This window comes from Amycolatopsis sp. PSD-21 (assembly GCF_055561455.1).
Genome location: NZ_CM145712.1, coordinates 4,096,299 through 4,109,228, shown reverse-complemented (window position 1 = coordinate 4,109,228; position 12,930 = coordinate 4,096,299). Strand labels below are relative to the sequence as shown.

Annotated in this window: 13 protein-coding genes; 2 read left to right on the top strand and 11 right to left on the bottom strand. The window is 68.9% G+C overall.

The features are described from left to right. Positions 1–40 precede the first annotated feature (40 nt). Both ACZ1DY_RS19470 and ACZ1DY_RS19465 read right to left on the bottom strand, forming a co-directional pair. Positions 41–793, bottom strand: a complete 753-nt coding sequence (locus ACZ1DY_RS19470; protein ID WP_465485257.1) for a trypsin-like serine protease — start codon at positions 791–793, stop codon at positions 41–43. A gap of 73 nt (positions 794–866) precedes the next feature. Then, a complete protein-coding gene (locus ACZ1DY_RS19465) occupies positions 867–1,835 on the bottom strand; it encodes a LysR family transcriptional regulator (RefSeq protein WP_465485256.1) in 969 nt (322 codons plus the stop codon). Positions 1,836–1,928: 93 nt separating this feature from the next. Between ACZ1DY_RS19465 and ACZ1DY_RS19460 the strand changes: the two genes are divergently transcribed. Continuing rightward, the gene (locus ACZ1DY_RS19460; RefSeq protein ID WP_257487336.1) at positions 1,929–2,891 is read left to right on the top strand and encodes a M64 family metallopeptidase; all 963 of its coding nucleotides are present in this window, start codon (positions 1,929–1,931) and stop codon (positions 2,889–2,891) included. Positions 2,892–2,898: 7 nt separating this feature from the next. On the opposite strand, the gene ACZ1DY_RS19455 is transcribed toward ACZ1DY_RS19460, so the two are convergent. From ACZ1DY_RS19455 to ACZ1DY_RS19435, 5 genes are all read right to left on the bottom strand, one after another. Beyond that, positions 2,899–3,363 (bottom strand): SRPBCC family protein, encoded by a 465-nt coding sequence (locus ACZ1DY_RS19455; protein ID WP_465485255.1) that lies wholly within the window; start codon positions 3,361–3,363, stop codon positions 2,899–2,901. Positions 3,364–3,422: 59 nt separating this feature from the next. Then, positions 3,423–4,307, bottom strand: coding sequence for a helix-turn-helix domain-containing protein (locus ACZ1DY_RS19450; RefSeq protein WP_465485254.1), 885 nt, complete (start codon positions 4,305–4,307; stop codon positions 3,423–3,425). Between the two features lie 10 nt (positions 4,308–4,317). Further along, positions 4,318–5,373: an LLM class flavin-dependent oxidoreductase gene (locus tag ACZ1DY_RS19445; RefSeq protein WP_465485253.1), complete on the bottom strand. Its 1,056-nt coding sequence runs from the start codon at positions 5,371–5,373 to the stop codon at positions 4,318–4,320. A gap of 67 nt (positions 5,374–5,440) precedes the next feature. Next, entirely contained in the window at positions 5,441–6,052 is a 612-nt protein-coding gene (locus ACZ1DY_RS19440) for a SecDF P1 head subdomain-containing protein (RefSeq protein WP_465485252.1), read from the bottom strand. Positions 6,053–6,070: 18 nt separating this feature from the next. Further along, positions 6,071–7,069, bottom strand: a complete 999-nt coding sequence (locus ACZ1DY_RS19435; RefSeq protein WP_465485251.1) for a YbhB/YbcL family Raf kinase inhibitor-like protein — start codon at positions 7,067–7,069, stop codon at positions 6,071–6,073. Positions 7,070–7,145: 76 nt separating this feature from the next. Here ACZ1DY_RS19435 and ACZ1DY_RS19430 point away from each other — a divergent pair, with 76 nt between their 5' ends. Next, the gene (locus ACZ1DY_RS19430; protein ID WP_465485687.1) at positions 7,146–7,784 is read left to right on the top strand and encodes a GntR family transcriptional regulator; all 639 of its coding nucleotides are present in this window, start codon (positions 7,146–7,148) and stop codon (positions 7,782–7,784) included. Between the two features lie 50 nt (positions 7,785–7,834). Here the strand turns inward: ACZ1DY_RS19430 and ACZ1DY_RS19425 are convergent, their stop codons facing one another. The 4 genes from ACZ1DY_RS19425 to ACZ1DY_RS19410 all read right to left on the bottom strand — a co-directional run bounded on the left by ACZ1DY_RS19425 (position 7,835) and on the right by ACZ1DY_RS19410 (position 12,683). After that, positions 7,835–8,716 carry a hypothetical protein gene (locus ACZ1DY_RS19425; RefSeq protein ID WP_465485250.1) on the bottom strand — a complete coding sequence of 294 codons (882 nt, stop codon included), beginning with the start codon at positions 8,714–8,716 and terminating at the stop codon, positions 7,835–7,837. Between the two features lie 13 nt (positions 8,717–8,729). Next, positions 8,730–10,025: a choice-of-anchor B family protein gene (locus ACZ1DY_RS19420; RefSeq protein WP_257487342.1), complete on the bottom strand. Its 1,296-nt coding sequence runs from the start codon at positions 10,023–10,025 to the stop codon at positions 8,730–8,732. An 84-nt stretch (positions 10,026–10,109) separates the two neighbouring features. Continuing rightward, complete coding sequence (locus ACZ1DY_RS19415; protein ID WP_465485249.1) at positions 10,110–11,273, bottom strand: epoxide hydrolase family protein; 1,164 nt, start codon at positions 11,271–11,273, stop codon at positions 10,110–10,112. Between the two features lie 156 nt (positions 11,274–11,429). Continuing rightward, a complete protein-coding gene (locus ACZ1DY_RS19410) occupies positions 11,430–12,683 on the bottom strand; it encodes an HNH endonuclease signature motif containing protein (RefSeq protein ID WP_465485248.1) in 1,254 nt (417 codons plus the stop codon). Positions 12,684–12,930 lie beyond the last annotated feature (247 nt).

Here is a 12,930-nt window from a genome sequence, read left to right as displayed (position 1 = left end):
CCACGCCACTACCCGGTCCGCCGCCGGACGAAACGGCCGGTTAGCCCGTTCGGGTGGCGATCCAGTCCGCGATGACATCGGCGCGCGAGGTCGTCTCGATCCCGGCGTGCGGGCAGTCCGGTCCGGTGGCCTCGATCGACACCAAGGTGCCGCTCTTGCCTCCCGGGACGAAGTACGGCGCGCCCGAGTCGTACGTGCAGGCACTGGTCGTGATCGAGGGCGCCGCGCCGCGGACGCCGATCGTCGTCGGGGCCACCGTCGCCACCTGGACCGTGCCCTGCTGCATCCGGGTGGCCGGAGCGGGGTTCTTGGCGGTCAGGCTGCCCCAGCCCGCCAGCGTCAACTGCTGGCCGATCTTCGGGAGAACGCGGTTCACCGTCAGCGGGGTCACCGTCGTCACCGGGGTGTCCAGTTTGATGAGCGCGACGTCGTTTTCCTTCGCCTGCAGCACTTCGGTCGCCTTACGGGCCACGCCTGACTCGATCGCCTCGTCGACGAGGCCCAACGTCACCAAGGTCGGATACGGCACCTTGCCCGCGACGCGTTTGCGGTTCGCGTCGTGGAAGCAGTGCCCGGTGGTGACGACCCAGCCGGGCGCGACCAGCGCACCCGTGCAGTAGCTGCTGTAGGTCGAGCCGTCCGGACGTGGGATCTTCGTCATCGCGATCTTCGCGACGAACCCGAACTGCCCTGGTGGGACATCGGTGCCGTGCGCGACGTCCGGCGCGGCGAGCGCGGCCGGAGCGGTGGTGATGGTCAGGACAGCAGCGGCCAGCAGGGCGCGCAGACGCAATTTCTTACCCTTCGTCGATGAGGTGTCCGAGGCTAGGACCCCTGCGCGACAAGGGGAATTCCCCGACCAGGTGTCACCCGATGGCACGCCGGGCCGGTTGTTCGCGACGTTCGAGCCAGCGCCGGTAGGGGTGGCTGCTTTCGGTGTCGGACCGGTAGGCCGCTTCGGCCGCGGCGATCAGGACATCACTGTCCGCGCCGAACGCACCTTCCGTGCTCCAGGCGATCAGATACCGCATCCACAGCGGATCCCCCGAGAGTGGCCGGATCGCGATCCCGGGTGTGGTGGGAAAGGTGACCTGGCACGGGGAAATCGCCCGGCCCGCGGCGATCAGGCGTTGCAGGGGCCGCAACTCGGTGCTCCGGTGCGCCACCTGCGGCCGGAATCCCGCTTGGGCACAGGCTTCCTCGAAGCACTCCGGCCAGCCGGCACCGTCGGACGGCCCGAGCACCCACCGCTCCCCGGCCAGGTCCGCGAGGTCGATCTCGGCGCGGTGCGCGGCCGGATGGTCCGCGGCGATCGCCACGAACACCGGTTGCGTGGCCAGCGGCCGCCACGCCACGCCAGGGGCAGGCGGCAGGACGTGCCCGGGGTAGTCGGCGACCACGGCGGCGTCGAGTTGCCCACCGGCCACGAGATCCAGCAACCGCAGGGGCGAGAACTCGGTGGTCACCGAAACCGCTTGTCCCCGGCCGGAATCACCGAGCCGGTCCGCCAGCTCGACGACCATCGAACCGCCGATCCCACCCAGCGCGACAGGACGTTTTTCGCCGTCCGCCAGGAAACGCGCCGCGTCCCGGTGCATCGTGTCGGCCGCGGTGAGGACGGCGCGGGCACGGACGAGTACGCATTCACCGAACGCCGTCGGGAAGACCCCGTCCCGCCCGCGGACGAACAGGGTTCCGCCGAACGCGCGCTCGATCCGTTGCAGGGCGGCGGTCAACGCGGGCTGAGTGCTCCCGAGCCCGATCGCCGCACGCGTGATGCTGCCCGCGTCGGCGACGGCGCACACCACTCGCAGGTGACGTAACTCGACGTCCATCACGCGGACCTTATGGCCACTTGGGATGTGCCGGAAGCCGTCGAAAGTCGGGATCGTTTTTCGTACTCCCCTTCCTCCCCGCAAGGAGTACGCATGCGACGCGCCTGCCTGATGGTCGCGCTGACCGCCGCTCTCGTCGCCGGGTTCGTTCCCGCGACGGCGTCCGCGGCGCCCGGATTCACGACGTCGATGGAGGCCTTCGAACCAGGAGGGACGATCACCCGGGTGAACGTCACCCGGCCCGCTTCGGACCGGACCGCGGCGCCGCGGCAGGTCGCGAGCGCCGCCGCGGTGACCCCGATCGAAACCAACGGCCCGAGCGAGACCACGTTCGACCTGGTCTTCGTCGGTGACGGCTACACGTCGACGCAGCTGGGCACGTACTCGCAGCACGTCCGCAACAGCATCGCGGCGCTGTTCGCCATCGAGCCGTACAAGAGCCACCGCAAGCAGTTCAACCTCTGGCAGGTCGACGTGGTGTCACCGCAGTCCGGTATCACCAACGACCCGACCCAGGGCATCCGGCGCAACACCGCGCTGGGCTCGTACTTCTGGTGCGGCGGCATCGAACGGCTGTTGTGCGTCAACGAAACCAAGGCGAACCAGTACGCCGCGGCCGCGCCGGACGTCGATCAGGTCATCATGCTGGCGAACACCACGAAGTACGGCGGGGCCGGCGGCGGCGTCGCGACCTCTTCGGGCGGCAACATCCAGGCCAGCCAGATCGTCGCCCACGAACTCGGGCACTCCATCGGCGGACTCGCCGACGAATACGACTACGGCACCTGCGACGCCCGCGAACCCCGCGAGCCCAACGCTTCCGCGCTCACCGCCCAGCAGATGAAGGACCGCCGCGCCAAGTGGTACGCCTGGCTCGGCAAGCCCTCCCCGGACGGCGGCACGGTCGGCGTCTTCGAGGGATCCCGCTACTGCAAGACCGGGATGTACCGCCCCAGCGTGAACTCGCTCATGCGCACCCTCGGGCAGCCCTTCAACCCGCCGAGCACCGAAGCGATGATCGCGGGCTTCCACCGCGAAGCCGCCCATCGGCACTGATCCCCCGTCATGGCCTGTGGACCGGGCTCCCGGCGTGGGCTGCGAGCCCGGTCGCCATGTCGCGCATGAAGCGGCGGAGGTACCAGCGGAAGATCCACGCGTTGCCCTTGCCGACGCGATACGTTCCGTGCCAGCGGATCCGGGTCCCGCCGCCGGGTGTTTCGCACAGATCGACCGAGGCCTGGTAGTCGACCATCACCGGCACGTCCACGCCCTCGTAGGAGAACCGTCGTTCGGGGTCGAGCGAGGTGATCCGCTCCTTGGTGACCGTCTTGCCGGTCCGGAAGGCCCGCACCGCACCGACGCCGTCGCGTCCGTCGGCGGAAAGTCCTTGCGACGCGGCGACTTCCAGGGAACCGACCCGTGACCAGACCGGCCAGCTGCGGGCGTCGAGCAACAGAGCCCACACCGCTGCGGGCGGCGCCGGCGATTCGGCGGTGACGTCGTACGACTGCGTTCCAGAACTACTCACACGTCTCACCCTAGGAAGGGGCGGACGGGCCCACCATGCGCCGGATTGCGGGGCGGCGATCAGGAATTGCGGTACTCCGACGGACGCGATCCGGTGTGTTTCAGGAAAGCGGCCGACAAGGCGCCCGGGGTGGCGAACCCGCATCTTCCCGCGATACGGGCGATCGGGAGGTCGGTGTCGCGCAGCAGCCTTCGTGCTTCCTCGATCCGCAGCCCGCCGAGAAAACGGTGCGGGGTCTGGCCGGTCTTCTCCTTGAAGACCCGGATGAAGTGGTAGACGCTCAAATGCACTTCCCCGGCGATTTCGGCGACGGTGAGCGGTTCGGCCAGCCGCTCACGCATCATCGCCACCGCGGCGCGGACCCGGTGATCTTCGCGTCCCCCGTCCGGCGGCTCCGGCTTCCGCGCGTGGCGGGTGAGCAGGTGCACGGCGAGGAAGGCGGCCGCGGATTCGGCGTAGAGGTCGTCCTCCTCCTTCGCGTTCCCGACCGCACGGACCAGCTCGTCGAGCAGCGGGTCTCCCCCGGCGACGGACGCGGCCATCGCCTCGTGATCCACCGCGCGGCCACCAAGCCGCGCGGCCACCGACTCCACCGTGGTGCCCGGGATGTGCACCTGCAGGCTTCGCATCGCTTCGTCACCACGGTAACGGCGCTGCAGCGGCATGCCGGGAACCGCGAGTTCGAGCCTCCCCCAGGGGTGGCGGTCCCACCGGCCCGCGCCGCGGGTCTCCATCACCGCCCGCCCCGAAAGCGGCAGGACCAGATGCAGATCCGCGACGCCGGGCAGCCGCATGTCCTCGGCGACGGGAACGTGGTCGAATCGCTGGACGAGCAACGACTCCCAGCCGGAGTCCTCCCAGCTGCAATACGTCCGCCGGACATAACGGGACATGTCGAAACCGGTGTACGGCTGAAGGTCGAATCGCTCGGAATCGAACACCACGGCTTCGAGGCTAGCCGAGCAGCTCCTTCACGCGCGGGACGACCTGCTCGCCGTAAAGCCGGATCGAGTTCAGGCGCTGCTCGTGCGGAAGCGCGCCGACGCTGTATTTGAGCTGGAACCGCGACAGGCCGAGTGCTCGCACGGCCCACGCGATCTTCCGCGCGACGGTTTCCGGGGAGCCGACGAACAGCGCACCCCGCGGTCCGGCCATGGCGTCGTAGTCGGCCCTGGACATCGGGCCCCAGCCTCGTTCGGCACCGATCTTGGCGAACGCGGCCTGGTGATGCGAGAAGTGCTGGGCGACGGCGAGTTCGTCGGTCTCGGCGACGTGGCCGGGGCTGTGCATCGAGATCGGCAGCTCCTGGTGGCCCGCCTCCTTGACCGCGCGCCGGTACAGGTCCGCGAGCGGGGCGAACCGCTCCGGAGACCCGCCGATCACGGCCATCACCAGCGGCAGGCCGTACGCGGCGGCGCGGACGACCGACTGCGGGGTGCCGCCGACACCGACCCACGCGGGCAGACTGCCCGATTCGGTGACCGGGAACGCCTGCGCGCCCTCCAGCGCCGGGCGGACGGTCCCGGACCAGTCGACCGGCTTCTCCCCTTGCAGATGCGTGAACAGGTCGAGCTTCTCGGCGAAGAGCGCTTCGTAATCCTCAAGCGAGTAGCCGAAAAGCGGGAACGACTCGGTGAACGAGCCCCGGCCGAGCGTGACCTCGGCGCGCCCCCGGGAAACGGCGTCCAGTGTGGCGAACCGCTCGTACACGCGCACCGGGTCGTCCGAGCTGAGCACCGTGACCGCCGTGCCCAGCCGGATCCGGTCGGTCCGGCCCGCGATCGCGGCCAGCACGACGTCCGGCGAGGACACCGCCATCTCGGCGCGGTGGTGCTCGCCGACGCCGAAGTAGTCCACGCCCACCTGGTCGGCGAGGACGCCCTCGGCCACGACCTGGCGGATGGCCTCGGCCTGGCTCACCGGCTGGCCGTCCGCGCCGTTCTCGACGTCGCCGAACGTGTCCAGGCCGAAGGTCGGCCGCTGCGGGGTGCCCAGGATCTCGTAACCCATGTCCAACTCCTCAAGTAGTTGAACGCTCAAACGTCGGGTCCGGTGATCGTATTCCGGGGTGGGCGGGTCAGGCGCCGGCGATGTCCCGCGCCAGCTGACGGGCGTCGTCCATGGTGAACTTTCCGGTGATCTGGGTTTCCCCGCCGGTGATGGCGGACTGGATCATCGGCGCGGTCAGCACCCGGCTCTTCAGCACCATCGCGACCTGCTTGCCGACGTTGCCCGCGGTCCAATCGGCCCATGTCCGCGCGCCCGCGTCGGTGAAGCTGAGCCCGACGAGCGGACCACCCGACTGCGAATCGAGCCGGGCGTTCGCGCGGCTGAGGTCGGCCCCGGTGAGGAAGGCCGGCCCCAGCAGGTACTTGGTGCCCTGCACCCGGTCACAGCTGACCAGCGGAAGCGCCGGATCGTCACGGCCGTCCAGCGGGTCGGGTCCCGCCGAGCAGTCCAGTGCCGCCGCGGCGGCCTGCTGCTGCGCGGGATCGGTGCTCTGCCGGTCGGTCGCCGCGCCGGTCGCCGGACCAGGCGGGAACTCCGTCACGACCGGGCGGAACCGCAGCCGCGACCCGTCCTTGATCGCGAAACTGTCGCCTTCGGGCTCGGCTTGGCCGGAAACCCCGCCCTGGCATCCGGTGACACCGAGCAGGACGAGGGTGACCGCTACGAGGATGTTCCGCACGGAGGCATTCTGCCGTGTTCAGTGCCCGCGCGTGGGCGAAACGGCGCGACGCCGCACGGTCCGCTCGAGAATCCCGAGCGTGGCCTTGAGCGCGGACTCGGGGACCACGGGGAAGGTGATGCGCTCCTTCCACTCCTCGCCGACCTCCGACCAGTCGTAATAGGAAGTCACGAGCGTGCCGCCCTCGGCGGGCTCCAGCCGGTAGCCGTAGATGTGCCGGGCATGCGGGCGGACCCGGCCCTCGACGGTCCAGGCGATCTCCTCGTCCGGGACGAGGGTGGTGATGACGACCTCGACGTCGTACTTGCCCAAGGGCACGTCACCGAGCGCCTCCCGGTCCATGTGCACCACGAACCGGTCGCCCGCGCGCTCGACCGGATCCCCTTCCGCGTCGAGGAGCATTCCCGACGCGTCGATGTCGACGTGGCCCTTCGGGTCGCTCAAGACCGCGAAGACGTCCTCGGCGGGAGCCGGGATGAGGCGGGAGACCTCGATCCGTTCGGGACCGGGGGTTTCCGCCGTGGCGACCAGGACCGCGCGACCGAGTACGTGCTGGGCGATGGTGAAGCCGAGGAACGCGGGCGTGCAGTCGGCCGGGACGCCGAGCGACTCGACGTCGAGGGCGTGCACCACGACGAAGTAGCGGTGCACGCCGTGCCCGGCAGGCGGCGCGGCACCGAGGAAACGGGCCAGACGGGCGTCGTTCGGCACCTGGAAAGCACCTTCGGGAAGCCCGGAGCCGGTGTCGTCGCCGGCACCTTCGGGCAATTCCGTGACGGCGGCGGGGATGTCGGCGACCGCCCAATGCCAGAAACCGGAACCGGTCGGGGCGTCGGGATCGTAGACGGTGACGGCGTAGCTCTTGGTGCCGCGCGGCGCGCCGCTCCAGCTCAGCTGGGGCGAGACGTCCTTTCCGGCCCATTGTTCAGGCGCCCAGGCGGCGCCGTCGGCAACGGAAGTACTGGTGACGGCGAAGGAGGCCACCTCGGGCAGCCGGGCGAAGGGATCGTTGGTCATGAATCGACCATAACACAGATAATCGATTATCTTGTGGTTCGTCTATGCTCCATGGATGGCTTCACCGGACAAGCAGATGCTCTCCGAGCAGGTGTACACGCGCCTGCGGGACGCGATCATGCGCGGCGACCACGCCCCCGGCGCCCCGCTCAAACCGCAGGACCTGGCCAAGGAGCACGGTGTGAGCCTGGCGGTCGTCCGCGAGGCTCTCGTTCGCGTGGTCGGTGACGGCCTCGCCGACCGGCTCCCCAACCGCGGTTTCGCCGTCCCGGCCTTCTCCGACCGCCGCTGGCAGGAGATCACGGAGGCCCGCCGGACCATCGAACCGCTCGTGCTGCGCCTCTCCATCGAGCGCGGCGACCTCGACTGGGAGGCCCGGGTTCGCGCCGCGCACCACCGGCTGAGCCGCACGCCGCCGTTCGTGCCCGAAGAAGGCGAATACATCAGCGGCGCCTGGTCGGAAGCCCATCGCGTCTTCCACCGGACCTTGCTGGAGGGGTGCGGAAACCCGGTCCTGCTGGAGACCTTCGACCGGATGTGGACCGCGAGCGAACTGGCTCGCCGTTGGGCGGCGCACCGCTCCCCCGGCCGCGATCATCTCGCCGAACACCGCCTGCTGGAGGAAACGGCGCTGGCCCGCGACGCCGACGCGGCGGCCGAGGCGCTGACCCGGCATCTGACCCTGACCGCGGCCGCGCTGACCGAGGAGTCGTAAGCCGGACCGGCATCGGGTGTTCCTTGCGCACAGAACGTCGTCGAACGACGTCAGCCCACCGCGACCGTGATGGCCGCCGTGTGCACCCGCCCGCCATGGGAGAACTCGAGGAACAGCCGATACTCCCCGCGTTCCGAAAACAGCGAGTGGAAGGTCAGCTCGCCGTCGGCGAGCGCCGCGCCGGGCGGCTGCACCGGATGCAGATGCGTGGCCGACAACAGCATGGTGTGGAATCCGGTCATATGGCCGTTGGCACCCAGGTGCGGGTCGACCGCGGTGACGAGCGCGCCATCGGGGCCGCGGATGGCGAAGCGGAGGACCTGCGCCCGCATCGCCGGGATCCGGGTCTCCCCGTCCACCCGCGTCACGCGGTACCCCGTGGACGTCACGGTGTCGGCCGCCGGAGCGGGCACCGGCACGAAGGTGGTGTCACCCGGCACGGTGAACGGAACACCGAGCACCACCGGATGCTTCGGATCCTTGGTGTCGAGCGGCACGAACTCGGCGAACATCCGGTAGGCGCCGCCGTCGGTCAGTGCGAGGCTCGTGTGCCAGGTGTCGCCGTCCAGTGTCGGATGCACGTGCTGGAAGACGTTCATGTCGTCGCGTACGGCGAAGAAGTGCAGCTGTTTGGTCTGGTTGTCCAGGAAGCGGGTGACCGGACGCCCGTCGGGCCCGAGGATCCGGAACGCGACCGGCACCTCCGGCCCCCGGACGGCCGGCGTGGTCACCCGCTCGAACCGGTACCCGCTTTCCGCCTCGGACAGCCCGTCGCTGTGCGCGGCGGGAAGCAGATCCGCCGTCACGACGGGCTGTCGGTGAGCCGAGTGCGCGGAGCCGGGAGCCGGCCGGAGCGCGACGAACACCGCGGCCGCGCCGATCACCAGTGCCAGCGCGAGGAACAACCAATCCGTGAACCGGGGCTTGCGCACGCCTGCCCGCCGGTCACTTGCCGCCGAGGTTCGGCTTCACCACGACCAGGCCCTGTTCGATGCCGTTGACGATGACGATGCCGCTGGAGAAGTACGGGTAGTTGCTCCACGCGCCGTTGAAGTTCGCCGCGTTGCCCGCCGGGTAGATGTCGAAGTAGCCGACCTCGGACAACCGCGCCGAAGCGACGCCGCCGACGTCCAGGATGCGCAGACCGGCCTGATAGTTCGCCTGGTAGGAGTACTGGCCCTTGATGTACTGGTTGTGGTCGATCGCGGTGGCGGGCGAACTGTAGACGCCGGTGTGCACGGGGGCGGACAGCTTCGCCAGGTCCCAGATGTAGGTCTTGGTGCGCTTGTCGGTGCCGCGCGACTCGTCCAGTTCGTCGTCGAGCAGGAAGTAGCGCTGGTCGCCGGTCAGCCAGCCCTGGTGCGAGTACTGCGCGCCCGAGTAGCCCTTGCGCGAGATCTGGACCGGCCTGGCCTTGTCGGTGACGTCGACGATGGTGAGCGTGTCCTCGTTGGCGTTGAAGCAGATCTCCCGGCCGCTGTACGCCGTGTCCGGCCCGCGGTAGACGACGCACTGCGTGTCGTGGGTGTAGCCGTCCTGGGACACGCAGCCCGCCTTGGCCGGCGCCTTCGGGTTCTGGATGTTGACGATATGCGGTCCGCCGCTGCACGTGTTGGAGCCGATCGCGTAGGCGAATCCGGTCTCCTCGTTGATGGCGATGTTGTGCGCGGGACCGAATTCCCGGTACAGCGCGTCGGCGGTGAAGGTCTGTGGCGTGGTGACGGTGCGCAGCCTGGTCAGGTCGAACACCTGCATCCCGTGCCCGGTGATGAAGTCGGCCACGATGAACGCGTGGTTCTTGTACACCTTCATGTCCCGCCACGAGCTGCTGCCGCCGTTGGAGGGCAGGTTGCCGAGGAACCTGGGCGAGGTCGGGACGCTCAGGTCGACGAACGCGGTGCCGTTGGTCCGTCCGACGATCGCGTATTCCTTGCCGGACGACGGGTCGGTCCAGCCCCAGATGTCGTTGCCGTTCCCGCCGCCGAGGCCGGACAACGGAAGCACGCTGAGCAGGTCGACGTTCTTGCACGGGTACTTGTCGGCCATGCCGTTGACGCACGGCACACCCGCCGCCGTGCCGGTGACGGCGTGCCGTTCCGCCGGAACATGGTCGGCGAGGAAGGTCCGGGCCGCCGCCTGTCCCTCCGCCGTCTCGGGATCGTGCGCGGACGCCGCCGTCATCGAAAACACCAACGCGGAGGCCGTCAGGACGGCCAACCCCATCATGCGCACGAGTTTCATGGAGGTGCTCCTCACCGGGTTTCGGTCGGCCTCCGACGTTAAGAGCACCCGCTCCCGGTGTATCCCCCCGAACGTCGGGGGTTTTTAACCGTTTACCGGCGGATCCCGAAATGCTTCCCTGATCTCGGAAACCAGCAGCTCCGGCTGCTCCAGTCCCGGGAAGTGCCCGCCGCGATCGAGTTCGGTCCACCGGTGCAAGTTCCGGTAGCGGCGCTCCGCCCAGCGTCGCGCGGTCGGCCACGGGTCGGCGGGGAAGATCGAGACCGCGGTGGGCACGGTCACCGGCCGCGCGTTCTCCTCCTCCGCGCTGCGTGGCACCCACCGCATCGCCTCCCAGTACCAGCGAGCACTCGAAGCGCCGGTGCCGGTGAGCCAGTACAGCGCGATGTTGTCGACCTGCTCCGCCAAACTCACCCCGCCGCCGCACTCCGGCCGGTCGTCGGCGTAGGCGGCGAACTTCTCACCGAGCCAGGCGGCGAGCCCCGACGGTGAATCGAGCAGGGAGTAGCCGAGCGTCTGCGGGCGCGTGCCCATGAGCATTCCGAAGCCGTATCCGTCGGACAGGTGCAGATCACGCCGGTTCAGCATGCGGCGTTCGGGCTCGCTCGGCGCCGCCAGGTCCTCCGGGAGCGGCGACGCGGAAGGCATCGTCAGGTGCAGGCCCACGACCCGCTCGGGAACCTGGCACGCCAGTTCCGTGCTGACGACGGCGCCCCAATCCCCGCCGTGGGCCCCGAACCGCCGATAGCCGAGCGCGGTCATCAGGCCGGCCCACGCCTTGGCGGTCCGGCCCGGATGCCAGCCGCGCTCGCTGGGCCGCTCGCTGAAACCGAAGCCAGGCAACGAAGGCACGACCACGTCGAAGGCGTCGCTCGCGGAACCGCCGTGGGCCACCGGATCGCTGAGCGGCCTGATCACCTTCTCGAATTCGAGGATCGAACCCGGCCAGCCGTGGGTCAGGATCAGCGGGAGCGCCGTGCGCTCGGGCGAGCGGACGTGCCAGAACCCGATGTCCAGCCCGTCGACCCGGGTCCGGAAGTGGGGAATGGTGTTCCACCGGATCTCCCTCGCCCGCCAGTCGTGTCCTCGCCATTCCCGCAGCAGCGCCGTCAGCCGGGCCAGCTCGATCCCCTGGGTGGCGTCGGGAACCGTCTCCGCTTCGGGAAGGCGTACCTGGGCCAGGCGAGCGTGGAGATCGGCCAGCTCGCGATCGGGAACGCGGATGGTGAAGGGTTCGATATCGGGCACAGCGCCGAAACTACGGGCGGGTCACGAGGTTTCCCATGCTCGGAATTGACGTTGGCCGGTCGAGGATTGCGCAGTTTGGCACGGCAAGAGTCGGCGCTGCCGGCTGAAGGCATGCCGAAGGGCCCGTCGCCGGTGTGGCCGACAGGCTCCTCGGGTTCAGCGGTGATGCAAGGTGTTGCGGCGGGGTTGTCGGAGCGGATCCCGGTATTGGGGCGGGATGAACTCCGGTAACCCATCGGCCGCCATCCGGACTTCCCAGTCGCCGTGGTGGATCAGGCGGTGGTGGAACCCGCACAGCAGCACGAGATTCCGGAGATCTGTCGGTCCGCCGTCTGCCCAGTGCTCAATATGGTGGGCGTGACAGTTCTTGGGTTTCCGATGGCATCCGGGGAAGGCGCAGCCACCGTCGCGGATGTTGAGTGCCCGTCTCTGGCCTGGGGTGACGAAGCGTCTGAGTCGTCCCACGTCCAGGGGTTCTCCGGCGGTGCTCATCACGACCGGGAGCATGAGGCAGTCGCAGGCGGCGAGTCGGGCTTCGCGGGCGGTCATCGTTCCGACGAAGTCGAGGCAGGCGGTGCCGAGGCCGGATTTGAGTTCGTCGAGTCCGATGGTGACGTGCACGAGGGTGCGGTAGCCGCTGGTTCCGGGCTGGTCCGGGCAGGCGATCGCGAGATCGAGGAGTTCCGCCCAGGCGTCTCCCAGGCGTTCGCACTTCATCCGCAGATCCGCCTGACCGAACTCGTCCACTGGCCGCGGCTGGGCATACGCCTCCAGAGCGGCCGCCGTCCGGGCACCGGTCTCGTCATCAAGCAGCCCGGTCAACTTCCAGAACCCGTCCCTGCGCCGCTCCAGCGTGATCTCCCGACGCGGTTCCTTGGGCTCAGGCTCCTTGGGTTCGTTGCCGTCGGGGTCCAGCCAGCCCAGCAGGTTCGCTTCAGCGTTCACCAACTGGTGGGGACCGGCATTCGGGGCGAGGTCGGCGAGGATTTTCTCCGCGACCGCCTTATCTTCGGCGGAGGTGTCGGCAGGGAGTCTCTTCAAGATCTCCAGAATCTGGTCGATCCGTTCGTCTCCGACCAATCCCTCGGCGGCGACTGCGGCGGTCGCAGGCGCGACCGGACGAACCTCCGTGCCATCCAAAGCCCGGGTGGGATTCAAAGCGACCGCCCGCTTCACCACCGCACCCGCCTCAGCCCGCGACAACCCCGCCATCTCCGCGAACCAACTCGCCGTAGTCCCATGCCCGAACAAGTCTTTCGCGCCCCGAGACTCGACCTCCGCCAGAAACCGCCCCAAACCCGCGGTGGCCATCCGAATCACCTGCAATGACTGCTGCACACCGTGGGCAAGCTCCAGCTTGCCGGCACGCCACAGTTCCTGCGGCAACTCGGGAAGGAAGGTCTCGGACACACCTCCATAATACCCGAAAAAATCGAACAGATGTTCGTAATTTTAAGCAACAATGAAAAGGGCCGATTTCCCACTGAAGAGTGACAACTAGTCGTGGCCCATGGCCGGACGATCACAAACCACTATCCAAGCAGTCGAGTAAGCGCTTACTCTGAAGCGATGTCGATCACCGGAACTCAGGGAATCTCCCCGATGCGCCGGGCAAGAACCGAAGCGACAGTGAACCAGGACATGACCCGCCAAGAAG

What these genes read in the sequence shown, in the direction of transcription:
- ACZ1DY_RS19465 (WP_465485256.1), bottom strand. Translation starts at nt 1,835, where the DNA reads ATGGACGTCGAGTTACGTCACCTGCGAGTGGTGTGCGCCGTCGCCGAC.
- ACZ1DY_RS19460 (WP_257487336.1), top strand. Translation starts at nt 1,929, where the DNA reads ATGCGACGCGCCTGCCTGATGGTCGCGCTGACCGCCGCTCTCGTCGCC.
- ACZ1DY_RS19445 (WP_465485253.1), bottom strand. Translation starts at nt 5,373, where the DNA reads ATGGGTTACGAGATCCTGGGCACCCCGCAGCGGCCGACCTTCGGCCTG.
- ACZ1DY_RS19435 (WP_465485251.1), bottom strand. Translation starts at nt 7,069, where the DNA reads ATGACCAACGATCCCTTCGCCCGGCTGCCCGAGGTGGCCTCCTTCGCC.
- ACZ1DY_RS19430 (WP_465485687.1), top strand. Translation starts at nt 7,146, where the DNA reads ATGCTCTCCGAGCAGGTGTACACGCGCCTGCGGGACGCGATCATGCGC.
- ACZ1DY_RS19420 (WP_257487342.1), bottom strand. Translation starts at nt 10,025, where the DNA reads ATGAAACTCGTGCGCATGATGGGGTTGGCCGTCCTGACGGCCTCCGCG.